This is a genomic window from Williamsia soli, from assembly GCF_017377795.1.
GTDB lineage: Bacteria > Actinomycetota > Actinomycetes > Mycobacteriales > Mycobacteriaceae > Williamsia > Williamsia soli.
Window position 1 is genome coordinate 120,706 of record NZ_JAFRDR010000006.1, and the last position, 21,161, is coordinate 141,866.

The 21,161-nt window shown below is 65.0% G+C and carries 24 protein-coding genes; 7 read left to right on the top strand and 17 right to left on the bottom strand.

The features are described 5' to 3' along the window. Positions 1-2 precede the first annotated feature (2 nt). From J3S28_RS17190 to J3S28_RS17205, 4 genes are all read right to left on the bottom strand, one after another. A complete protein-coding gene (locus J3S28_RS17190; protein ID WP_207841944.1) occupies positions 3-806 on the bottom strand; it encodes an S-methyl-5'-thioadenosine phosphorylase in 804 nt (267 codons plus the stop codon). A gap of 169 nt (positions 807-975) precedes the next feature. Continuing rightward, a complete protein-coding gene (locus J3S28_RS17195) occupies positions 976-2,151 on the bottom strand; it encodes an acetyl-CoA C-acetyltransferase (RefSeq protein WP_207842162.1) in 1,176 nt (391 codons plus the stop codon). A 5-nt stretch (positions 2,152-2,156) separates the two neighbouring features. After that, complete coding sequence (locus J3S28_RS17200) at positions 2,157-2,819, bottom strand: 3-oxoacid CoA-transferase subunit B (protein WP_207841945.1); 663 nt, start codon at positions 2,817-2,819, stop codon at positions 2,157-2,159. Beyond that, positions 2,816-3,583: a CoA transferase subunit A gene (locus tag J3S28_RS17205; protein ID WP_207841946.1), complete on the bottom strand. Its 768-nt coding sequence runs from the start codon at positions 3,581-3,583 to the stop codon at positions 2,816-2,818. The genes J3S28_RS17200 and J3S28_RS17205 overlap by 4 nt, the downstream gene beginning before the upstream one ends. A 164-nt stretch (positions 3,584-3,747) precedes the next feature. Here J3S28_RS17205 and J3S28_RS17210 point away from each other — a divergent pair, with 164 nt between their 5' ends. Next, the gene (locus J3S28_RS17210) at positions 3,748-4,512 is read left to right on the top strand and encodes an IclR family transcriptional regulator (protein WP_207841947.1); all 765 of its coding nucleotides are present in this window, start codon (positions 3,748-3,750) and stop codon (positions 4,510-4,512) included. Positions 4,513-4,688: 176 nt separating this feature from the next. On the opposite strand, the gene J3S28_RS17215 is transcribed toward J3S28_RS17210, so the two are convergent. Next, a complete protein-coding gene (locus J3S28_RS17215) occupies positions 4,689-5,342 on the bottom strand; it encodes a maleylpyruvate isomerase family mycothiol-dependent enzyme (protein WP_207841948.1) in 654 nt (217 codons plus the stop codon). Positions 5,343-5,619: 277 nt separating this feature from the next. Between J3S28_RS17215 and J3S28_RS17220 the strand changes: the two genes are divergently transcribed. From J3S28_RS17220 to J3S28_RS17245, 6 genes are read left to right on the top strand one after another with little or no spacing between them, the layout of a single operon-like run. Next, positions 5,620-6,288: an HAD family hydrolase gene (locus tag J3S28_RS17220; protein ID WP_207841949.1), complete on the top strand. Its 669-nt coding sequence runs from the start codon at positions 5,620-5,622 to the stop codon at positions 6,286-6,288. Positions 6,289-6,316: 28 nt separating this feature from the next. Continuing rightward, positions 6,317-7,543 (top strand): sedoheptulose 7-phosphate cyclase, encoded by a 1,227-nt coding sequence (locus tag J3S28_RS17225; RefSeq protein WP_207841950.1) that lies wholly within the window; start codon positions 6,317-6,319, stop codon positions 7,541-7,543. Further along, positions 7,536-8,369 carry an O-methyltransferase gene (locus J3S28_RS17230; protein ID WP_237341713.1) on the top strand — a complete coding sequence of 278 codons (834 nt, stop codon included), beginning with the start codon at positions 7,536-7,538 and terminating at the stop codon, positions 8,367-8,369. The genes J3S28_RS17225 and J3S28_RS17230 overlap by 8 nt, the downstream gene beginning before the upstream one ends. Further along, on the top strand, positions 8,366-9,667 hold the full coding sequence (locus tag J3S28_RS17235) for an ATP-grasp domain-containing protein (protein ID WP_207841951.1): 1,302 nt from the start codon (positions 8,366-8,368) through the stop codon (positions 9,665-9,667). The genes J3S28_RS17230 and J3S28_RS17235 overlap by 4 nt, the downstream gene beginning before the upstream one ends. Continuing rightward, complete coding sequence (locus tag J3S28_RS17240; RefSeq protein WP_207841952.1) at positions 9,667-10,701, top strand: D-alanine--D-alanine ligase family protein; 1,035 nt, start codon at positions 9,667-9,669, stop codon at positions 10,699-10,701. The genes J3S28_RS17235 and J3S28_RS17240 overlap by 1 nt, the downstream gene beginning before the upstream one ends. Then, positions 10,701-11,462: a TauD/TfdA dioxygenase family protein gene (locus J3S28_RS17245; RefSeq protein WP_207841953.1), complete on the top strand. Its 762-nt coding sequence runs from the start codon at positions 10,701-10,703 to the stop codon at positions 11,460-11,462. The genes J3S28_RS17240 and J3S28_RS17245 overlap by 1 nt, the downstream gene beginning before the upstream one ends. A gap of 647 nt (positions 11,463-12,109) precedes the next feature. Here J3S28_RS17245 and J3S28_RS28395 read toward each other — a convergent pair. The 12 genes from J3S28_RS28395 to J3S28_RS17300 are packed head-to-tail and all read right to left on the bottom strand — an operon-like array spanning position 12,110 to position 21,154. Beyond that, complete coding sequence (locus tag J3S28_RS28395; protein ID WP_372436022.1) at positions 12,110-12,232, bottom strand: hypothetical protein; 123 nt, start codon at positions 12,230-12,232, stop codon at positions 12,110-12,112. A 46-nt stretch (positions 12,233-12,278) separates the two neighbouring features. Beyond that, on the bottom strand, positions 12,279-13,535 hold the full coding sequence (locus J3S28_RS17250) for an MFS transporter (RefSeq protein WP_207841954.1): 1,257 nt from the start codon (positions 13,533-13,535) through the stop codon (positions 12,279-12,281). Positions 13,536-13,583: 48 nt separating this feature from the next. Next, on the bottom strand, positions 13,584-13,988 hold the full coding sequence (locus J3S28_RS17255; protein ID WP_237341714.1) for a RidA family protein: 405 nt from the start codon (positions 13,986-13,988) through the stop codon (positions 13,584-13,586). After that, on the bottom strand, positions 13,985-14,320 hold the full coding sequence (locus tag J3S28_RS17260; protein ID WP_207841955.1) for a hypothetical protein: 336 nt from the start codon (positions 14,318-14,320) through the stop codon (positions 13,985-13,987). The genes J3S28_RS17255 and J3S28_RS17260 overlap by 4 nt, the downstream gene beginning before the upstream one ends. Continuing rightward, the gene (locus J3S28_RS17265; protein ID WP_207841956.1) at positions 14,317-15,408 is read right to left on the bottom strand and encodes a Rieske 2Fe-2S domain-containing protein; all 1,092 of its coding nucleotides are present in this window, start codon (positions 15,406-15,408) and stop codon (positions 14,317-14,319) included. The genes J3S28_RS17260 and J3S28_RS17265 overlap by 4 nt, the downstream gene beginning before the upstream one ends. A 1-nt stretch (position 15,409) precedes the next feature. Then, positions 15,410-15,643, bottom strand: a complete 234-nt coding sequence (locus J3S28_RS17270; protein WP_207841957.1) for a recombinase-like helix-turn-helix domain-containing protein — start codon at positions 15,641-15,643, stop codon at positions 15,410-15,412. Beyond that, positions 15,640-16,095 (bottom strand): alpha/beta fold hydrolase, encoded by a 456-nt coding sequence (locus tag J3S28_RS17275; RefSeq protein WP_207841958.1) that lies wholly within the window; start codon positions 16,093-16,095, stop codon positions 15,640-15,642. The genes J3S28_RS17270 and J3S28_RS17275 overlap by 4 nt, the downstream gene beginning before the upstream one ends. Beyond that, positions 16,092-17,771 carry a thiamine pyrophosphate-binding protein gene (locus tag J3S28_RS17280; RefSeq protein ID WP_207841959.1) on the bottom strand — a complete coding sequence of 560 codons (1,680 nt, stop codon included), beginning with the start codon at positions 17,769-17,771 and terminating at the stop codon, positions 16,092-16,094. The genes J3S28_RS17275 and J3S28_RS17280 overlap by 4 nt, the downstream gene beginning before the upstream one ends. Before the next feature lie 30 nt (positions 17,772-17,801). After that, complete coding sequence (locus J3S28_RS17285) at positions 17,802-18,584, bottom strand: SDR family oxidoreductase (RefSeq protein ID WP_207841960.1); 783 nt, start codon at positions 18,582-18,584, stop codon at positions 17,802-17,804. A 31-nt stretch (positions 18,585-18,615) separates the two neighbouring features. Then, positions 18,616-19,362 carry an SDR family oxidoreductase gene (locus J3S28_RS17290; protein WP_207841961.1) on the bottom strand — a complete coding sequence of 249 codons (747 nt, stop codon included), beginning with the start codon at positions 19,360-19,362 and terminating at the stop codon, positions 18,616-18,618. Next, a complete protein-coding gene (locus J3S28_RS17295) occupies positions 19,359-20,159 on the bottom strand; it encodes an alpha/beta fold hydrolase (RefSeq protein ID WP_372436023.1) in 801 nt (266 codons plus the stop codon). The genes J3S28_RS17290 and J3S28_RS17295 overlap by 4 nt, the downstream gene beginning before the upstream one ends. Then, positions 20,156-21,154 carry a VOC family protein gene (locus J3S28_RS17300; RefSeq protein WP_207841962.1) on the bottom strand — a complete coding sequence of 333 codons (999 nt, stop codon included), beginning with the start codon at positions 21,152-21,154 and terminating at the stop codon, positions 20,156-20,158. Before J3S28_RS17300 ends, J3S28_RS17295 begins: the two co-directional genes overlap by 4 nt. Positions 21,155-21,161 lie beyond the last annotated feature (7 nt).

Sequence of the window (21,161 nt, forward strand, 5' to 3'; positions counted from 1 at the left end):
GGTCACAGCTCTGCCTCCATCAGAGAGGAGATGTCGTGTTCGCCGCGTGCGCATGGACATTCGGGTTCCGCTGCAGCCACACCGATTGCTCTGACGAGTACCTCGCGAACATGTTGGAGCCCGCGCTCGAACACCGCGAATACCTCCGACGCGGTGACCCCGTCGCCGGCCACCAGGCCCGCGTCGGTGTCGGTGACCAACGCGATGGCCGCGTAACACATCTGGAGTTCGCGAGCCAGGACTGCTTCGGGGTGCCCGGTCATGTTCACCAAGGTCCACCCTTGCCGGGCGTACCACTGGCTTTCGGCTCTCGTGGAGAAGCGTGGACCTTCGACGACCACCATCGTCCCGTCGGGAACCGCGTCCGGTGCGGCTGTGGCGGCTGCGCGACGCAGCGTCGGACAATAAGGATCGGCGAATCCTACGTGGATGGCGGGGCCGTCGAAGAAGGTCTGTGCGCGACTGGTCGTCCGGTCGACGAGCTGATCGGGAATGACCATCGTCCCTGGTGCGAGGTCGGGGCTGAGTCCACCCACGGCACAGGGCGCGAACACCTGCCGGACACCCACCGACCGCAACGCCCACGCGTTGGCCCGATACGGAACGGTATGCGGCGCGTATTCATGCGAAAGCCCGTGGCGGGGCAGGAACGCCACCGGTACCCCGCCGACATCGCCGATGGTGACAGCGGCACTCGGGTCGCCGTACGGAGTTCTGACCTCGACCTGCTCGGCACCGGAATCGAAGAACGAATAGAAGCCGGATCCGCCGATGATTCCGACACGGGGTGCTGTGGCAGCGCTCATGAATCCAGCCTGCCTCACCGGGCACTCGACTGACGAGTCGCAGGGGCGACGTCACAGATTCGTAATACGAGACCGGCCCGTATCTCCGCCTCTGGTGCCGGACCATCAGGTGTTCGCGTATGAGCCGCCCGGGCCACGATCGTTCGGCCGACGTCGACAAGGGCTAGGACTATTCGGGCACGCGCAATATCAGCGCCGATCCTTGTCCGCCACCGCCGCACAGCGCTGCGGCCCCGACGCCACCGCCTCGACGTCCCAGCTCGAGCGCCAGGTGCAAAGCAATTCTGGCACCGGACATCCCGAGAGGGTGCCCAATGGCGATGGCGCCGCCGTTGACGTTGACCCGCGTGTGGTCCAGCCCGAGATCACGCGTCGACGCGATGCCGACAGCCGCAAAGGCCTCGTTGATCTCGACGAGATCGAGCGTTGTGGGGTCGATACCCTCGGTGGCGCACGCAGCGGCGATGGCACGCGCGGGTTGCAGTTGGAGCGTCGAATCAGGCCCCGCGACCATCCCGTGGGCACCGATCTCCGCGAGCGGGGTGAGCCCGAGAGCGAGCGCCTTGGCTTTGCTCATCACGACGACCGCGGCGGCGCCGTCGTTGATGGTGGATGCGTTGCCCGCGGTGATGGTGCCCTCCGAGGAGAACGCGGGTCGCAGACGCGCGAGAGCGGTCGGTGTCGTGTCGGCGCGGACACCCTCATCATGGGCGAAGATGACCGGCTCGCCTGTGCGTTGCGGGACGGTCACGGGGACAACCTCGTCCGCGAACAGTCCGTTCTTCCAAGCGGTGGCCGCCCGCTGGTGCGACGCGGCAGCGAACTCGTCCTGGTCGGCGCGGGCCAGCGGGTTGATGCTGTCGGTGAGAGCGCCCATGGCCTGGTCGGTGAAGATGTCGTGGAGCCCGTCGTAGGCGAGGTGGTCGCGCATGGTCACCTGGCCGTACTTGAAACCCGTGCGGGACTTCTCGAGCATGTGCGGGGCCTGGGTCATGGATTCTTGCCCACCGGCGACCACGATGTCGACGACACCTGCCCGGATGATCTGATCGGCGAGCGCGATCGCGTCGATACCGGACAGGCACACCTTGTTGATGGTCAAGGCGGGCACCGACATCGGGATGCCCCCGGCCACCGCGGCTTGCCGGGCGGGGATCTGCCCAGCCCCCGCCGTGAGGACCTGGCCCATGATGACGTACTGCACCTGATCGCCTGTGATTCCGGCTTTGTCGAGCGCCGCCCTGATCGCGATGCCACCGAGGTCGGAACCGGAGAACCCTGACAGTGAACCCATGAGACGTCCGACAGGTGTGCGCGCTCCGGCGACGATGACCGAAGGCGTCATGTCGCTCATGAGATTTCGACATCCAGAGTGGCACCGGTGGCCGCGACGACGTCGTCGGCGCTCACGCCGGGTGCAAGCTCCCGCAGGACGAGGCTGCCGTCGCCGACGACGTCGATGACCGCGAGGTTCGTGATGATGCGGTCGACCACACGCTCTCCGGTCAGCGGCAGAGTGCAGTCGTCGAGGATCTTCGGGCTGCCGCTGCGGTCGGTGTGCTCCATGAGGACGATGACCCGGGCCGCGCCGTGGACGAGGTCCATCGCCCCGCCCATGCCTTTGACCATCTTGCCGGGGACCATCCAGTTGGCGAGGTCGCCGTGGCGTGAGACCTGCATGCCACCGAGGACGGCGGTGTCGATGTGTCCGCCGCGAATCATGCCGAAGGACAACGAGGAATCGAAGAATGCTGCACCCGGATTGACGGTGACGGTTTCTTTCCCCGCGTTGATCAGATCGGCGTCGACCGCGTCGTCGGCCGGATACGGGCCGGTGCCGAGGATGCCGTTCTCCGAGTGCAGGGTGACCTGTACGCCGGAGGTCAAGAAGCCCGGAATCAGTGTGGGCAGCCCTATTCCGAGGTTGACGTACTCTCCGTCGATCATGTCGGCGGCGGCACGCGCGGCCATCTGGTCTCTGGTCCATCCCTTGACAGTGGTCGGTGCGCTCATCGGGTTGCTCCTGCGGTCGCTGTGACGGTGCGTTTTTCGATGCGCTTGTCCTGCGGTCCGGTGTGCACGATCCGCTGAACGAAGACGCCGGGTAGATGAACCGCTGCAGGATCGATCTCGCCTGGTTGCACCAGCTTCTCGACCTGCGCGATGGTGATGCGGCCCGCCATGGCTGCGAGGGGGTTGAAGTTCATCGCTGTTTTCTCGAAGACGAGGTTGCCCTCGGTGTCGCCGACTGCGGCATGAACCAACGCGAAGTCGGCGTTGATCGACTCCTCCAGGACGTAACGTTTCTCGCCGAACGTCCGGGTTTCCTTGGGCGGCGAGGAGATGGCGATCGATCCGTCGGCGGCATAGCGCCATGGCATTCCGCCTTCGGAGATCGGGCTCCCGACACCGGCTGGGGTGAAGAACGCGGGTATCCCGGTGCCACCGGCGCGTAGGCGCTCGGCGAGGGTGCCCTGCGGGGTGAGTTCGACTTCGAGTTCGCCGGCGAGGTACTGACGCGCGAACTCCTTGTTCTCACCGACGTACGAGGCGGTGACGCGGCGGATACGGCCCAGCGACAGCAAGATGCCGAGACCGTGGTCGTCGACGCCGCAGTTGTTGGAGAACACCTCGAGGTCGCTCGCCCCGGCGTCGGCGATGGCGCCGATCAGGGCATCAGGAATGCCGCACAATCCGAACCCGCCGACCGCCAGAGTCGCGGCGTCCCGGATGTCCGCGACCGCTTCGGCCGCCGAACCCACAACTTTCGATGCCATCAATGCTCCCACTTGTTCACTGGACAGACGATCTGCGCTATGGGCCCAGTGAAGGTTTCCGCAGCTCGCAGATCAAGTATTTGGGGCCAAGACGAGTCCAATTGATCGCAGTGTGAACGCTCGAGGCTGTTGCGTTCACTGAGTGAACACGCGAGACTTGGTGCATGGCTGATCTGGACAACCCAAGCGTGGTGGCGCGTGTCGGTTCCCTGCTGCGAGCCGTCGGTGCCGCCGAACCCGCCGGTGCATCGACCACAAACTTGGCCAAGGCCGCCGGTATCGCTCGTCCGACCGCCCATCGTCTGCTGACCTCGCTGTCGGGTGAAGGCCTGATCGATCGGGACATGAAGACCGGACGCTGGGCGCTCGGACCGGAGTTGTACCTGCTCGGCGCGAGCGCCGCGAATCGCTACGACATCACCGGCCAGGCCCGCGACATCCTCGACGGTCTCGCACGTGACACCGGAGAAAGCGCGTTCCTTTCCGCACGCCGCGGCGACGAAACCGTTTGTGTGCTGAGTCAAGAAGGTAGCTTCCCGCTGCGTTCGCACGTCCTGCACGAGGGCATCCGTTTTCCGCTGGGGGTCGCTTCCGCAGGCTTGGTGATCCTCGCCCATCTGCCCGCTCGGGACGTTGACGGCTTCTTCTCGCGGACCGCACTCGAAAGCACCTGGGGTGAGATGCATTCGGAGTCATCGATCCGGCGGCGGATAGCGGCGACGCTGCAGAGTGGATACGCCGTCAACCCGGGGCTGCTCGTCGAGGGAAGTTACGGTATCGGGTCGGCCGTGTTCGACCGATCAGGCCGTCCGGCCTGGGCGCTGAGCCTGACCGGGGTGCAGACGCGGTTCCGGCCGGAGCGGCTACCGACGTTGGGTGCAACGCTTTTGGATGCGGCACACCTGTTGTCGACGCGGCTTCGGCTCTAGTGTGTCCGACTGCGAGTGTGTCCGATTGCGTAGCGCTCGAACCTGTTCAATTCAGGAATGATTTCCCGTACAGTTATCAGGTAAGTCGATGCGATTGCCGCGGCAGTGGTATTGACCAGGTATTCGGGTTCAGCCCCAACAGGTCGGATGCTACTCACAATCGAGCACTGTGACACCTAGCGCAGAAATGGCGTCCGAGCGGTGAGCGGCGCTGCGCCCGGTCCGGCCAGCGCTTCTTCTGACACCACCCGCCCCGACACCGCGAGCAGCAGATCGATGGCCCGGCCGCGCACCGCCAGGCCATCTTCGGGCCCCATTGCCAGCTCGGTGTCGGTCGTGATCAGTCGCAACCCTTCGATGCGCTCTCGTCCGCCGCCGAACCGAACCGAGGTTCTGGACTGATAGTCCAGCGCGTCGATGACGGAAGCAGTGGGATAGTTCGACTTGATCTGCAACGGGCGACGGATGTCTTCCCCGTGGACGAACGCCTCGACCAGTCGCGTGGCCGGGTTCGCGGGCGGCGTGCGCGTCGATGTGACCACCGCACGCATCGCTTCCAGGGTGTCGCGGGGGTTGTCGCATCTGGTCTTGGAGATCCCGGAGGCGTTGTCGTCGTCGAAATCGAAACGCGCCACGATCATTCGCCGGACGAAGCTGAGTCTGGAGGTCCCCGCGGAGTCGATCAGGTGTGCCACGACGTCGTGCACATCCCAACCCGGGCACAGTGACGGCGTCGCCCACGAGCGGTCGGCCAGTTGACCCAGGTCTTCGACGAGCCGCGCTCGTTCAGCGTGAACGACCGGCCACACGTCGGACAATGCGATTCCCATGCTCTGTTGGACCGGGGCCGGACGAAGAACTCATCGCGGCCCCATGTCCGCGGCCGTTCGGTTCTTGCTGAACCGTTGCCCGGTCACGTCGTAGAGATGGTGCAGGGGGCTGGCGCGAGGGAGTGAGTAGCTCGCGCCCCGAGTAGCCGTTACCATTTCGTGACTTTTCGTGACCTTTTCGTGATGTTCGGTGAGTCCTTGCCGACACCTGGTCTGTTCACACTCGAAGGGGTCGAGCAATGGCATTGGACATCAACGGATTCCAGGAAGGAACATGATGGCTGCCATCTTGTTTGGATCAATCAGTACTCTCGCGGACACCTCCGAAATTCAGCGCCGTGCGTTCAACGAAGCCTTTGAAGCTCACGGATTGAACTGGAAGTGGGGTCGAGACGACTACATCTCCATGCTATCGAGTAACGGTGGCGCGCAACGCATTGCCGACTACGCCGAGTCTCGCGGCGAGACCGTTGATGCGGCTGCAGTGCACGCGACCAAATCGTCGATTTTCCAGGAACTGGTGGCGATGCTGGGTATCGAGCCTCGCGCCGGCGTCCTTGACGCGGTTGCGGCTGCGAAGACCCACAACGTCAAACTCGGCCTGGTCACGACGACATCACCCGAGAACGTCACCGCGTTGCTCGCCGGACTTCCGGACGTTTCTCGCGAAACCTTCGACGTGGTCGTCGATTCGGCCACTGTGGACACGGGGAAGCCTGACCCGGCGTCGTACAAGTACGCGTTGGATCAACTCGGGGAAGACGCGGGCTCGTGCGTCGCGATCGAAGACAATGTCGGCGGCGTGCACGCGGCCACCGCCGCCTCGGTGATCTGCGTGGCGTTCCCGAACCAGAACACCGTGAGTGGCGACTTTTCTGAAGCCGTCGAGGTAGTCGGTGAGCTCGATGCAGATCGTCTGCGCGCCTTGACCGGCAACGACCACTAGCGCTCAACGGCAGTCAGAGAGGATTCAGATGAGCGACATCCAAGCCCGTGTCACCGCTACCGAACGTGCATTCCACGTGGAAGGCTACGAGAAGATCGAGTACGACCTGTTATACGTCGACGGCGTCTTCGCCATCGACCAGCCACATCTGGCCGACACCTATCGCGGCTACGGCCGTTGCCTGATGGTGATCGATGAGAGCGTATACGCGCTTTACGGAACGCAGATCCATCGTTACTTCGACCACCACGACCTGCAGCTCACGGTTGTTCCCGTCGGCATTGCCGAAACTGCGAAATCGCTGGGCACCTACGAGGACATCGTCGGCGAATTCGACGCATTCGGCCTCGTCCGGACCGAACCCGTCCTGGTGGTCGGCGGCGGTCTGACAACCGATGTGGCCGGTTTTGCGTGCGCCAGCTATCGACGGAATACACCGTACATTCGCATACCGACCACCTTGATCGGACTGATCGACGCGAGTGTGTCGATCAAGGTGGCGGTCAATCACGGCAAGCACAAGAATCGGCTGGGCGCCTACCATGCCTCTGAAAAAGTGTTGCTGGACTTCGCGTTTCTCCGAACCCTGCCTGCCGACCAGGTACGAAACGGTATGGCCGAGCTCATCAAGATCGCGACCGTCGGTAACTCCGCCATCTTCGACATGCTCGACGAGTTCGGCCCCGAACTCCTGCGCACCCGATTCGGACATCTGGACGGAACTGCAGAATTGCGCGCGGTGGCCGACAGGCTGACATATCAGGCCATCGAGACCATGCTCGAACTCGAAGCGCCCAATCTCCATGAGCTGATGCTCGACCGGGTCATCGCGTTCGGGCACACGTGGAGTCCCACACTCGAACTCTCACCTCCGGAGCCGTTCTTCCATGGTCACGCGATCAACATCGACATGGCGCTGTCGACAACGCTCGCCGAGAAGCGCGGGCTCATCTCCGTCGACGACCGAGACCGCATCCTCGGAGTGATGAACCGCCTGGGCCTCGCCCTCGACAGCGACCATCTGACCCCCGAATTGCTCTCTGAGGCAACGCAGTCCATTCTCAGGACGCGAGATGGACTGTTGCGGGCGGCGGTCCCCAACCCGATCGGGCACTGCACGTTCCTCAACGACGTCACCGTCGACGAGCTCGCCGACACACTCACCGTGCACAAGAAGATCTGTCTCGACTTCGAGCGCGAGGGTGCAGGGGTCGACATGTTCACCTCGGCCCCGATGGCCTCCGTCGATGGCTGAGACGGTGTCGATCCCGTCGCATCCGGTGACGCCGTCGTCAATCCTCGCGGCGGAGCTGGCCGAACTCGCGGAGTTGGTCGACGCGGCTCCCGAGCTCGATCCCGGGCTCAAGGAGCGGCTACGCCGGGCGCGCGACCTGGCGCGTGGCCTCGATCCCTACCTGCAGGAGTGCTCGACACCGGAGTCGCCGGCGCTCGCTGCTCTGGCGGCGCGTACCCGGGCTGAACCATGGGGAGACCGGTCTCTGGTCTCCGGATCGGGGCCGTTGGAACAGGAGATGCTCTCGGGACATGTGGAAGGCCAGACGCTGAAGTTCCTGGTCCACATGACCCGCGCCCGCCGGGTCCTCGACATCGGGATGTTCACCGGGTACTCGGCGCTGGCCATGGCCGAGGCGCTCCCCGACGATGGCGAGGTGGTTGCGTGTGAGGTCGATCCCTATGTCGCCGACGTCGCCCGCCAGTGTTTTGCCGAATCACCTGCTGGGGGACGGATTCGGGTGGAGGTGGGTCCGGCCCTGAATACCGTTCTCCGGCTGGATGGTCCGTTCGACCTGGTGTTCATCGACGCCGACAAGACCGGGTACCTCGACTACTTCCACTACCTCATCGGTAGTGACCTCCTCGCGCCGCGCGGCGTGATCGCCGTCGACAACACGCTCCTACAGGGGGAGCCGTACGCGTTCAACGGTGCTCGATCCACCAACGGGCAGGCGATTGCCGACTTCAACCGGGTCGTCGCCAAGGATGCCAGGGTGGAGCAGGTATTGCTGCCGTTGCGGGACGGGTTGACTCTCATCCGGCGTACGGGTGTGGACGGGTCATGACAGCAGCGTCGTCGATCAGGACAATCGGTGCACTGGCGGGACTCCTCGTGACGTTGCCGGTCGATCTCGCGATCACTGCGATCGCCGTGCTCCGTCGCGTGCCACCGCCGGTGGTGGACGAAACGAGCAGGCGCCGCACGGTGCTCATCACCGGCGGCAAGATGACCAAGTCATTGTCGATCGCCCGCGCCTTTCATCTGGCCGGGCACCGGGTCATCCTGGCGGAGTCCGCGAAGTATCGATTCACCGGCCACCGGTTCTCGAAGGCCGTCGACAGGTTTCACTGCCTTCCGGAACCGACGTCGCCACACTATGCCGACGCATTGCTCGACGTGGTCAAGCGCGAAGAGGTCGATGTCTTCGTGCCGGTCTCGAGTCCGGCGTCCAGTGTCTTCGAGGCGGATGCGGGGGAGAACCTCGGCGACTTCTGTGACGTCGTCCACGGGAACGTGCGTACGGTGCGGATGGTCGACGACAAAGATCACTTCTCGGAGTTCGCGCGGTCGATTGGTGTCCGGGTGCCGGACTCGCGGCGCATCACCGACCCGATCCAGATCTCGGAGTTCGACTTTCCGCCGGGCCGCGAGTACATCCTGAAGCGTATTGCCTACAATCCCGTCGGTCGCATGGACCTCACGAAACTCTCCCGCGAGACGCCGGAGCGCAATCTGCAGTTCGCTGCGAGCTTGTCGATCTCCGAGGATGATCCGTGGATTCTGCAGGAATATGTTGCAGGCCAAGAATATTGCACGCACGGTACCGCGCGTTCAGGGGATCTGCAGGTGTACGCGTGCTGCGAGTCGTCGGCCTTCCAGGTCAACTACGAGATGGTGGACAAACCGGAAATCCTCTCGTGGGTACAGAGGTTCGTGGGTCGGCTCGGCGTGAGCGGCCAGTACTCGTTCGACTTCATCGAGGGTGCCGACGGGCATGTCTACGCAATCGAGTGCAATCCCCGGACCCACTCGGCCATCACGATGTTCGAAGGCCACCCACAGCTGGCCGCCGCCTATCTCGACGACCGTCACCCGATGATCGTTCCGGAGGTGGATTCGCTGCCGACGTATTGGATCTATCACGAGCTCTGGCGGTTGCTGACAGAACCGGGTCGACGCGATCGCATGCGGGTCATCGGACGGGGACGCGACGCGATCTTCGCAGCATGGGATCCTCTTCCGTATCTACTCGTTCATCACCTCCAGATACCGTCTTTGCTCGTCAAGAGCCTGGTCACCGGAAAGGTCTGGACGCGTATCGATTTCAACATCGGCAAGCTCGTCGAGCTGGGGGGCGATTGATGCAAACGCTGAAGGTTCTCGCGCTGGCGGGCTCGCCCGTCGACTACTTCCGCGCCGACCTGTCCCGGGTGTACGCAACGGGCTTCGTGGATGCGCTCAGGGGTCTGGACGGTTACCGGGTGGAGGTGGCCTACGTCTCGCCCGATGGCAGCTGGCGGTTCCTGAGTGGGCTGACCGAGGACGAGATCGCTGCAGCGCAGCCGATCTCTCTGTCGGACGCCGTTGGCTACATCCAGGCGCGCCGGTATGACGTGATCGTTCCTGAGATGTTCTGTCTCCCGGGTATGACGGCGTACCGGTCTCTGTTCGACGTGATCGGCGTCCCGTACCTGGGTAACCGCGCCGATGTCATGGCGCTGACGGCCGACAAGCAGTTGACCCGCACTGTAGTCGCCGCTGCGGGAGTCGCGGTCCCCGCCGGTGAGGTGGTCAGGGCCGGTGAGAAGTACACCGGAGAATTGCCCGTGGTCGTCAAACCCGCGGACTCCGACAATTCCATGGGTGTGGCTCTGGTACGAGAAGACCCGGACATGGACCTCGCGATCGACGATGCGCTGCTGTACTCGGATTCGGCGCTCGTCGAAACCTACGTACCGTTGGGCCGAGAGGTACGGTGCGGCATCATCGTTCGCGACGGCGAGTTGGTGTGCCTGCCGCTCGAAGAGTATGCAGTCGATGAGCAGGATCACCCCATCCGCGCTCGCGCCGACAAGCTGGACCGGACAGCGGACGGTCAGCTGTATCTGGTGGCGAAGGAGTCCACCAAGGCGTGGATCGTCGACGTGGACGACCCGGTGACCGAGGCGGTGTGGGCCGCTGCTCGACGCGCTCACGTCGCTCTCGGTTGCAGGCATTACAGTCTGTTCGATTTTCGGATCGATCCGGCAGGCGTGCCCTGGTTCCTCGAGGCCGGACTGTACTGCTCGTATTCACCGAGCAGCGTGATTGCTGTGATGGCCTCCGCCGCAGGTGTCACCGTCGATGAGTTGTTCGCGATCGGCCTGCGGGAGATCGCACAGGAGAAGGCTCGCTGATGAGGTATCAGGTCGTCGATCCGATCGGTGCCCGCGTGACCGACCTGTCCTTGGACGAGGTGGGCCCCGCTGAGGTGGACCGACTCGAGAACCTCCTGGCCGAGTTCGGCGTGGTGGTCATACCTGACCAGAACGTCGACGACAGCGGATTTCTCGCGTTTCTGGAACGGTTCGGCGAGCTGATGTTCACTTCGGGCGAGTTGCCGCTCGCCGGCTACCCTGACCTCAACGTCATCAGCAACGTCGGCCGGACGACACCGCCGAAGTCCACCTTTCACGTCGACACGACGTACGTGTCGCAGCCGCCCCGGTACACCGCGTTGCGTGCGGTGCACGTGCCCACAGAGGGCGGCCACACCCAGTTCAGCAACCAGTACGCGGCGTACGACACGCTTCCGGATGAGATTCGCGACGACCTGGCCGGTCGCGTAGTGACCCATGTTGTCACCGGGGTGGATCCGGGCGCTGACGCGGAAACGTCCGCTGCCCATCCGATCTTCCTGGACCACCCGTTGTCGGGAAGGACCGCGCTCTACTTGTCGGCAGCGGCGAGGTGTGCGGCGATGAGCGGCAAGACGTCGGAAGAGACAGCGGAGATCATTGCCTACCTCATTGCCCACTCGACCCGCGAGGACAACGTCTTTCGGCACGCCTGGTCCGCCGGTGACGTGGTGATGTGGGACAACCGGGTTGTCATGCACCGCGCCGACCACAGCGGTGTGGTCGGCGACCGTGTGATGCATCGGGGAATGGTCCGTTGACGTTCTCCCATCCACCGACCGTGCCGAAACTCGCGCCGACCGTGTCCTTTTGGTCGTCGAGCGTGCCCTTGTCGCTCGAATCCGACGATGTCAGAACCCTTTGATATTCTAGTTGCGGGCAGCGTCAAGTATGTCGAAAGACGTTGCAGCACAGAAGAAAGAGTCTTGTCGAACACTTGTGCTAGCCCGAAATCCGCGGTACATTCATTTCATGAACTTCGGGGGACTGTTCGAACACCTATCAACAATGGCGGCGGATCCACTGCTGCTGACCCTGTCCGGGTAACACATGGACGCGATCGTCGAACGGGCCCCACGCAACTACATCCACCACAAAGGCTGGACCGTCTTCATCGGCGGAGACGAAGCGGAGCGGAGCGCGAACCATGTGCAGACGGGCACCCCTGGTTCATAAAACCGGGCACCACCGAACCGATGCGGCGACACGCCAGACGCACCATGACCAACGAACCACTCGCCGCCTGAACCCAACTCTCTCAACGCAGACTGCCTCCGAGGCCGCCACAGATTTCCGAGAAACTACACACGACGACGCAGTCTCAAGCTACTACCGCAGCATTGGATGACCCCGGTGCGGCTGGAACATTGACAACTTCACAGTGTGAGCACGTCTCGGGGCAGCAGTGTCAGTCCGGTATGGCAGGGACATCTGGCGCGACCACCCCGAACAGGTCGGCGATCGCGGCAAGGCTCGCTACCTGTAGTGAACTCGCGTCGACGACACCGGCGCCGGGTAGTTTTCTGGTCACGGTGACACTCGCGACGACGGTCGGTCTCGGGCTGCTGTGGTGAACCTCAGTTGACTGCGGAGCCCTCGACATCGCCGGATTTCAGCTGTCCTAGAACAAGAATGAGGATCAGGGCAACGGCTACGGGGATGCAGGCGAGGAGAACAATCGTGCTGGTGGCGACCCCGAGTCCGATGAGCGCACCACCGACGATCGGTCCGACGACCGATCCGAGTCGGCCCATCGACGAGGTCCAGCCGACCCCCGTTGCCGCGGTTGCCTGCGGATACAGGGACACCGAGACGGCGGCCTGCCCGATCATCCCGGCCTGAAGACCCAGGCCCACTCCGGCGAACACCACGAGCAGCAGGGCTTTGTCGGCGCCGAGGAAGGCCGACAGTACGAGGAAGACGATCGCCACCGCGGTGGTGCCGGCCAACACGGAGGTCATTCGAAATCGCAACGCTCCGACCATCAGCACGCCGGCGCCGATGATGCTGCCGATTCCGAGCGCGGCCGAACCGAGCGGTGCCAGGCCCGTGGTGAATCCGTAGCTCGTCAGCAGGGTCGGAAGCCAGGACGAGAAGATGTAGAAGACCGAGAACACCAGAAAGGCGAAGGCCCACAGCAAGATCGTGCGGGAGCGGACCTGTGGTTCGAAGAGCCGGGCAACCGATGCGTCGTGTTTGGCCCTCGGTGACGAGGCGACCACACCGGTGACCGTGCGCTCGTCGGGAAGCCACCGCCACAGGAACGGCAGTAGTACCGCAGACGCGATCGCGCCGAGGATGAACACCCATTCCCATCCGAATGCCCCGACGATCTGGGATCCGGCGAGGCCGGCGATGAGCGCACCGAGGGAGATGCCCATGGTCACGAACACAGCTATCGATTGGCGGTAACGAGTCGGGTTGAGTGCGGTGGCCTGCGCCACGGCTGCGGGCATCACGGCACCGAGCCCGAACCCGGTGATGAACCGGAGCGCGCTGAGTTCGATGATGGAACCGGCCCACGCAGTGAGCAGTGATCCGATCGTGAAGGCGACCACGGCGGCGAGGATGACGTGGCGACAACCGAAACGGGCCGTCAGGCGTCCCACCGCGATGTAGCCGAGTGCGACGCCGAGGCTGGTCAGAGACAGCGCCGGAGTGAAGTGAGAGGCCGAGACGTCCCAGTCCTTGGACAAGGCCGGGACGGACAGGCCAAGGGCGATGGTGTCGTAGCCGTCCAGCACAACGGCGATGAAGGCGAGGGCGAGCACGGGCCAGTTCGGCCGGGTGATCTCGCCGGTACTGGTCTGCTGGGTCATGGTCGGTCCGCTCATGATGGCGTCCTTGTGGTTGTCGATGCGTGAGCACCGGTTGGGTTGATTTTAGTCGCCCGCGGAACGGGCTTTCGGTAGGAATCCCTGCGCTTCGATCTCGACGGTGAGGCCTGGGTCGACCAGGGCAGACACCTCGACGAGGGTCGAGCACGGGAACGGTTCGGTGAAGACCGCGCTGCGAGCGCGGGAGACTGCCTGCTTGTCGGCGATGTCGGTGACGTAGATACGCAGAACGACGATGTCGTCGGCGTGGGCCCCGCACGCTCGGGCGAGCGCCTGCGTCCGGCGGAAGGCCTCGACTGCCTGCGCATGGGTATCGTTGCCGCCGATCGGGCCGGACGGTGAACCCGCGTGCATTCCTGACAGGAAGAATTGGTCGCCGACGATTCGGGCGTTGCTGAACATGTCCGGGCGCGGAGGTGCCGGAACGGAGGGGTCGTCCACCCCGGTCATCGGGTGCCCACCGCTCGGCGTGCGTCTGACTCACGGGTGAGGCGGTCGCGCACGTCCGAGAAGTCATAGGTGGGGTAGAACTCCGTCCGGAACGTGCCCCACGCTCGCCGCTCGAGTTCGACGTTCACCGCCGCCAGCCGATCGGCGGGTAGCCGCAGCGTGACGATCTGTCCGATGCCCATCGCGACCACCCAGGAGACGACCTCGCAATCCTCGGGTGGGAAACCGTGCCACCAGTCGCTGGCGTCGAGGCGGCCCTGCAACTGCTCCAGGTTCTGGCTCTGGTCGTGCCGCAGGAAGATCGTCAGCATCAGGGTGTCGGTGCCGGTCATGTGTTCGCGGCCGCGAGGGTCTGCGCCTGCGCGGTGGCGTCGGCGCGGTACAGCCGCCGGATCCGCGAGACGCCGAGGTCGTGCTGATAGAGGTGTTCTTCGCGGTCGGCGTCGCCGGCCAACACCTCGAGCACCGCACGGTCCTGTTCGAGGACCTCCCAGTGTTTCGCCTCCAGCTGCGTCCGGTACAGGAATCGCCAGGTTTCGCGTTCCCAGCCGCTGACCCTGCGGGTGCGCCAGTGGAAGATCGCCGACGTGTTCCGGTCGATCGGTGTGCTCATCCCGACGATGCCGAAGACTCCTCCGGGCCCGGCGGCCGGACCGTACGGGATCTCCAGATCGACGAAGTCCATCGATCCGCGGACGAACTCGACCCAGTCGAAGTTCACACCGCGCTGGTCGGTCTTCTCGAAGAAGAACCCCCGGTCGGTCTCCCGGATACGGAACCGGGCGGAGATGTCGCCGCCGAACATCGAATGCGAATTGCGGTGCAGGAATGCCCCGTGCATGGGATCGAGGACGTTGTCCATGTAGAACCGCCACGGCCCGGCCCACTCCGCGTAGTTCGGGAACCACGACACCTCGGGGTCGGCGAGCCGATCCGGGAGCGCGAACGGCGTCGTCACCGAGTCCGCGGTCAGCGGGATGAACGCGAAGATCGTGTCGGCGGCCTCGACGACGTCCAGTGACACCGTCGCGCGGCGGCCTTCGAGCGCGCACCCGGGCATGCCGGGAACCGAGACGACTGTGCCGTCCCCGTCGACCTGGACCCCGTGATAGAGGCAGGCGATCCGGTCGCCGAGGTGTTGTCCCACCGACAGCGGTGCACTGCGATGGGGACAACGGTCTTCGAGCATGCGGATCGTGCCTTCCGCGTCACGGAACAGCACCCAGTCCACCTCGAGTCGGCGGACCGGGACCATCGCACCGGGCTCGACCATGTGGGACGGGAGAATCGGGTACCACCGATCACGGAGGCCGGTGGCGGCGATCTCATCGGCATCGAGGTGCCGGCGGGTGCCGACGGCGAACTGGGGTCCGCGCGGGCGGGTGGCCGGCTTGGCGCTGGTGGTGGTGTCGGTGGTCATGTCACTTCCCCAATCTGCGCATCTCGGCGCGGAAGGTGTCGTCGGACCACGCTTTACCGTCGGGTCCGTGTAATCCCAGGGCATTGAGTCCCGCGACGACGTCGTCGAGAGTCGTTGCACCGCTGCTGAACACTTCGGTGAGCGAGCCTGAGAGCTTCATCTCGTACGGCGTGATCGGTTCCGGGTGGGTCTGGTTTGCTTCGAGATATGGCTCGCGGGCTGTGCGAGTTGTCATCGGAGTGCTCCTTCGACAAGTGGGGTGGGTGGGGTGAGATACGTGCCGCCACGTGCTGCGAGTCCTTCTGCGATGGCGACGAACGATGAGCTCCACTCTGTGAATGAGGCTCGGCTTGCGGTGTGGACCGGGCGCGCGGACCCGTCCACGACGACGAAGATCGCGTTGTCGATCTCGCCGGCGAACTGCTGGGCGACAGTCAGATCGGACTCGACGTCCTCCGCGGAGGCGACGACGAGCGTCGGAACCGTGACGGCGGCGAGGGAAGCGCTCACATCCGCCGGCGGGGTCGTCGGATCCGCGAGTACGAGACTCAGGACGGCGTCCGGATGCACGATGGCGAGTCGCACGGCTTGCGCCGCATCGTCGCCCGCAGCGAACACATGAGTGGGTTCACCGGCCTCGACCGCGGCTTGCGCGCCGTCGTCCCACCACAGGGTCGTGGCGATCATGAGTGTGCCTCGGAGGGAACGTGTACGGGAGGGACGAAGGGGCCGGGTACCGGATCGAGCGCGGCGACATCCACTTCGATCATCGTCGGACCGGTGCGGTCGATGGCGGAGGCCAAGGCGCCGGCAATGCTTCCTGCGCCCTGCACGAGGTGGTACGGGATGTCCATCGAAGCGGCGAGGAGGTCGAAGCGGGGAGTGTGCAGGTCGACACCGGAGCGGCGGAAGCCGTTCTTCTCCTGCATGTTCCGCAGGACCCCGTATCCGCCGTCGTTGAAGACAAGCACGATGACGTGGGCGCCGGATCCGGCAAGTGACGCGAGCTCACCGAGGTGGACCGCGAGACCGCCATCGCCGACCATGACCAGCGTCGGCACGTCGGGACGCGCGTGTGCGGCGCCGATACCCATCGCGAGACCCTGGCCGATGCCGCCGCCGAGGGGGAAGACGTTGGTGGCTCGCTCGAAGATCGGCAGCAACCGGTTTCCCCACTGGCTCGACGGGATGGTGACGTCGCGGGCGATCACGGACCGGCGGGGCAGTACGGTCCGGACCGCATCGCAGATCTCGGCGTATCCGCCGATGTACTCGGTCAATTCGCGGCGGACACGGTCGCGGACCTCGGTGATCCGGGCCTGCCAGGTGCCAGACCCGGACGGCTCGCCGAGCGCAGCGGTGATTCCAGCGAGGGTCGTCTCGGCGTCACCGACGATTGCGACCTCGGCCGGATACACCCGTCCGACCGTGCTCGGATCGACATCGATCTGGATCAGGGTCGACGGTAGCGACAGTGAATAGGTGGCTGTCTCGTTGGAGCGGAAGTGCGTTCCGACTGCGAGGACGAGATCAGCGTCGGCGATGAGTTCGCGGGCCGCCGGAGTGGTTGCGAAGTTGCCGATGACCAGCGGATCGTCCTCGGGAACGATTCCCCTACCCGAGTTGCTGGTGAGAATGCCGGCTCCGAGACGATGGGCCAGCGCGGACACGATCTCTCCCGCGCCGGCGGCGCCGCCGCCGAGCCAGATGAGGGGTGACTTGGCGCCTGCCAGCAATTCGGCCGCTCGAGTCACCGATTGTGGGTCAGCGGGTGCCACCGCACGCGGCGTCGACTCGGTGGGACGCTGGTGTTCGGGCGATGCCAGATACTGCAGATCGGTCGGCCACTCGACGCTTGCGGGCCCCGACGGCGCGGACAGGATGCGGGAGATGGCCCACTCGAGCTCTGCCGCAGCCTCTTTGGCGTCGGTGATGGTGGCCGAGTGGGCGGAGACAGCCTCGAGCATCCGGGGCTGGGCCGGGAACTCGTGGATCACGCCGCGGCTCGAAGCGGGGCGTCCAGGACTGAGGTACTCGCTCTCGATCTGCCCGGTGATGTGCAGGACCCGGCTGCCGGCGGTGAGTGCTTCCACCATCGATCCTGCCGCGTTTCCTGCTCCGGTTCCGGTGCTGGTCAATGCGATTCCAATCCCTCCGGACGCTCGTGCAAAGGCGTCGGCCGCATTGACGGCCGCGGCCTCGTGGCGCATCTCCACGAACTCGAGGTCGCGATCGACAGCCTCGACGAGCGGCAGGTTGTGGATGCTGATCACGCCGAAGGCGGTGGTGATGCCGTGTTTGCGCATCACGTCGACCAGCACGTCGCCACCGGTACGGCGACGGGTCTCGGGTTCTCGGTTCATGGTGTTCTCCTGATCGAAGGTCGTCGGGCGTCAGACGTAGCGGTGGACTCCGCCACCGACGTCGAGGGCTGCGCCCGTCATGTAGCTGTTCCTGGGTGAGAGCAACGTAGTGATAGGAAACGCCAGCTCGTCAGCGGTTCCGAAGCGGCCCAGTGCGATTCCGCGGTCGCGGGCGATCTCTGCGCTCCACGTGTCGAAATCGGCGTCTGAACCGCTGTCTTCGAAGCGGCGCTGCCATTGCCCGGTGTCGACGAGGCCGAGAAGCACCGAGTTGACCCTGATCCCATCGGAGGCGAGGTCACTCGCCAGTGAACGGGACAGATTCAGCAGTCCGGCACGAGCGGCTGCGGTGATCGCGAGTCGGAGCTCCGGCTGGCGGGACAGGATGGCGTTGACCACCACGACCGAGCCCGCGTCGGATGCCGCCAGCGTCTTGCGTGCTGCCCGGACCACATTGAGGGCGCCGAAGATCTTGAGGTCGAACTCGTCTCGGACCTCGGAGTCCGTGGTCTCATCGAGAGTTCGCATCAGAGACCGCCCTGCATTGCAGACGGCACCGTCGAGACCACCGAATTCGTCCACGGCTCGGCCGACGAACTCCTCGACCGACGCCCTGTCGGTGACGTCGCAGGAGGCGGTGACGACGTCGGTCATCGAGGCGAGGTCGGCTGTGGCCTCGCGCAGTCGCGACTCATCTCGAGCGCACAACGCGAGTTGGGCGCCCTCCTCGGCGAGCAGTCGCGCCGTCGCGAGTCCGATCCCGGAACTGGCGCCGGTGATCAGGATTCGTCGACCCTTCAACTGCAGGTCCATCGGTTCTCCTCGTGGGGTGGGTGGTCAGTGGTCATCGGAAGATGAATCCGCCGTCTACGACGATGGTCTGGCCGGTGACGAACGCGGCATCGTCGGACAGCAGGAATCGCACGACACCGGCAACGTCCTCGGGCGTCTGTTCACGTGGTAGCGCGCGGCCGGCGGCATACGTCTGGTAGCGGGCGTCGGGGACGCCCTCGGTCGCCTCGATCCGGATCAGACCCGGGGCAACCGCGTTGACGCGAACCCCGAAGGTCCCGGCGTCGCGGGCCATCGACCGCGTCATCCCGATGACCGCGGCCTTCGACGAGACGTAGTGCACGAGGCGCGGCGACCCGTACATCGCGACGTCGGAGGCGATGTTCACGATCGCGCCTCCCGACTCGGACAGGTGCGGCCACAGGTACTTCGTCACCGACCAGGTGCCGCGGACGTTGACATCGGTGACGCGGCCGAACTCGTCGTCGGCGAGCTCGAAGAATGTCGCGCCCCCGACACCGTCGGCGATCGCGGCGTTGTTCACCAATCCGATAAGGCGAATATCGTTGTCTCTCAGATGGTCTGCAAGGTCGCGTACCGAATCGACATCGGCGATGTCGGTGACGATCGCGGTGGCGTCGTAACCCGCTGCGGTGAGGTCTTCGGCCGCGGAGTGCGCGGTTTCCGGGTCGCGCTCCGCGATGACGACGGCATGGTCCTCGCGGCAGAGTCGCTCGGCGATGGCGCGGCCGAGGCCTCGTCCACCTCCGGTGACGACGACGGTACCTGCGGCGCTCACGGCAGCCTCCGGACGAAGTCTGCGACGAGCTCGGCGACGGCATCGGGCTGTTCCTGGATGGCCACGTGCCCGGCGTCGGCTATGACGTGCAGACGAGCCCCGGTGATCGCATCAGCCAGCAACCGTGATTCCTCCACGCCGGTGACGAGATCGTACTCACCGACGAGAACGGTGGTGGGACAACTGATCTTGACCAGTTCCGGCCCGTGGTCGGTTGCTGCCATGAACGCGGCGGCCGCCCGGAATCCGGCAGGACGCAGGTCCGCCATCGACCGCCGCACCGCGTCGACGACCGCAGGGTCTGCAGCCGGCGCAGTCAACCGGGGTGCTCGCTGCGCAGCGACAGCGTGTGCACCGAGGGTGTTCAGCTCGTCGACCCGTGAGAGCATCGCGTCGGATTGTGCGCGGGTGGTGCCCGATCCGCGGGTGCTGTCGGCGAGTATCAAACCCGCGATCATGTCTGGGCGTCGGAGCGCGACTGCGGTGGCGACCACACCGCCCCACGAGGTTCCCATGAGTACGACGGGACGGTCCGGCGACAGGGCGCAGACCAGTTCGATCACATCGGAGACGATGTCGTCGCCCGGCCGTGGATCGGCGGATTCGCCGTAGCCGGGTGCATCCAGGCACCACGAGGAGATCCCCCGCGCTGCGAGCCGGTTGGCGACGGGACCACACGAGCGGGCAGAACCGCCGATCCCGTGCAGGAGCACGATCCGGGGGTGCCTCGAGGACTCGGTGCCCGCCGCGCGTTCGACGAAGTGCAACCGATCCAGGACCGTTGCTGCCGCGGTCACGAGACACCTACGGTGTCGGGTGCGCCGTAGAAGTAGTCGGCGTCGCGGGCGATGACCAGTGTGCGGGCGCCGGGATCCGGGATGCCGGCCATCGCAGAACGGACGGCAGTGGTGGGCGGACCCGCGGTTCCCCACTGATCGGACAGCTCGGGGGTACGGCGCCACGTCCGGCACAGCCACGCGTCCTCGTCAACCTGGGCGACTTCAGAGGTGTACTCGCACACGAGCCCGGCGGGGTCGGTGAAGTACGAGAAGGTGTTGTCGCCCGGCCCATGCCGACCCGGACCCCACTGCGGTGAGATGCCGTGAGAGCGAAGACTTCCGATGCCGCGCATGAAGTGATCGATGGTCGGCATCTCGTACGCGATGTGATTGAGTGACGGCCAGGGAGCCTGGTTCAGGGCGATGACGTGATGATCGGAGTTGCACCGTAGGAACGTCATCTGACGTTCGGACCAGTCGGAGATCCGCATGCCGAGTACCTGCGTGTAGAAGGCCGCGGTGCGTTCGATGTCGGTGGTGTTGAGGACGACATGGGCGATCTTACGAGGGACTGCCCGGCGGCCCGCGGGTTCTTGCGTGGACACCGCGAACGTGTCCGCGGACAGTTCGACGATTCGGCCTTCGGGGTCGACCAGCTGGAGTCCGTAACCGCCGCCGGCGTCGTCGAGCTGACCCGGGGAACGCAGCAGTGGTACGCCGATGCGGTCGAGTGCACGTGCGGCGTCATCGACGTCCCGCGGTGTGCCGAGGGCAAAGCTGATGCAGCCCAATGCGTTCAGGTCACCGCGACGGAGATCGAGGACATGGTGGTCGGTACCGGTTGCGCGCAACCAGAACCGGTCACGGTCCTCATCGACAGTTGTCAGACCCCAGACCTCGTGATAGAAGTCGCGGGAGGCGGCGGGATCCGGAACACTGAGCGCGACCGATCGCAGACTGCGCAGGTTACACACCGGCTGTTCGGTGAGAGTCGGGAACTGGGAGTAGAGCACGATGATT

What these genes read in the sequence shown, in the direction of transcription:
- J3S28_RS17220 (WP_207841949.1), top strand. Translation starts at nt 5,620, where the DNA reads ATGGCTGCCATCTTGTTTGGATCAATCAGTACTCTCGCGGACACCTCC.
- J3S28_RS17280 (WP_207841959.1), bottom strand. Translation starts at nt 17,771, where the DNA reads ATGAACCGAGAACCCGAGACCCGTCGCCGTACCGGTGGCGACGTGCTG.
- J3S28_RS17215 (WP_207841948.1), bottom strand. Translation starts at nt 5,342, where the DNA reads ATGGGAATCGCATTGTCCGACGTGTGGCCGGTCGTTCACGCTGAACGA.
- J3S28_RS17235 (WP_207841951.1), top strand. Translation starts at nt 8,366, where the DNA reads ATGACAGCAGCGTCGTCGATCAGGACAATCGGTGCACTGGCGGGACTC.
- J3S28_RS17260 (WP_207841955.1), bottom strand. Translation starts at nt 14,320, where the DNA reads ATGACCGGCACCGACACCCTGATGCTGACGATCTTCCTGCGGCACGAC.
- J3S28_RS17275 (WP_207841958.1), bottom strand. Translation starts at nt 16,095, where the DNA reads ATGATCGCCACGACCCTGTGGTGGGACGACGGCGCGCAAGCCGCGGTC.
- J3S28_RS17195 (WP_207842162.1), bottom strand. Translation starts at nt 2,151, where the DNA reads ATGACGCCTTCGGTCATCGTCGCCGGAGCGCGCACACCTGTCGGACGT.
- J3S28_RS17250 (WP_207841954.1), bottom strand. Translation starts at nt 13,535, where the DNA reads ATGAGCGGACCGACCATGACCCAGCAGACCAGTACCGGCGAGATCACC.
- J3S28_RS17240 (WP_207841952.1), top strand. Translation starts at nt 9,667, where the DNA reads ATGCAAACGCTGAAGGTTCTCGCGCTGGCGGGCTCGCCCGTCGACTAC.
- J3S28_RS17265 (WP_207841956.1), bottom strand. Translation starts at nt 15,408, where the DNA reads ATGACCACCGACACCACCACCAGCGCCAAGCCGGCCACCCGCCCGCGC.
- J3S28_RS17190 (WP_207841944.1), bottom strand. Translation starts at nt 806, where the DNA reads ATGAGCGCTGCCACAGCACCCCGTGTCGGAATCATCGGCGGATCCGGC.
- J3S28_RS17245 (WP_207841953.1), top strand. Translation starts at nt 10,701, where the DNA reads ATGAGGTATCAGGTCGTCGATCCGATCGGTGCCCGCGTGACCGACCTG.
- J3S28_RS17205 (WP_207841946.1), bottom strand. Translation starts at nt 3,583, where the DNA reads ATGGCATCGAAAGTTGTGGGTTCGGCGGCCGAAGCGGTCGCGGACATC.
- J3S28_RS17210 (WP_207841947.1), top strand. Translation starts at nt 3,748, where the DNA reads ATGGCTGATCTGGACAACCCAAGCGTGGTGGCGCGTGTCGGTTCCCTG.
- J3S28_RS17285 (WP_207841960.1), bottom strand. Translation starts at nt 18,584, where the DNA reads ATGGACCTGCAGTTGAAGGGTCGACGAATCCTGATCACCGGCGCCAGT.
- J3S28_RS17255 (WP_237341714.1), bottom strand. Translation starts at nt 13,988, where the DNA reads ATGACCGGGGTGGACGACCCCTCCGTTCCGGCACCTCCGCGCCCGGAC.
- J3S28_RS17200 (WP_207841945.1), bottom strand. Translation starts at nt 2,819, where the DNA reads ATGAGCGCACCGACCACTGTCAAGGGATGGACCAGAGACCAGATGGCC.
- J3S28_RS17225 (WP_207841950.1), top strand. Translation starts at nt 6,317, where the DNA reads ATGAGCGACATCCAAGCCCGTGTCACCGCTACCGAACGTGCATTCCAC.
- J3S28_RS17230 (WP_237341713.1), top strand. Translation starts at nt 7,536, where the DNA reads ATGGCTGAGACGGTGTCGATCCCGTCGCATCCGGTGACGCCGTCGTCA.
- J3S28_RS17270 (WP_207841957.1), bottom strand. Translation starts at nt 15,643, where the DNA reads ATGACAACTCGCACAGCCCGCGAGCCATATCTCGAAGCAAACCAGACC.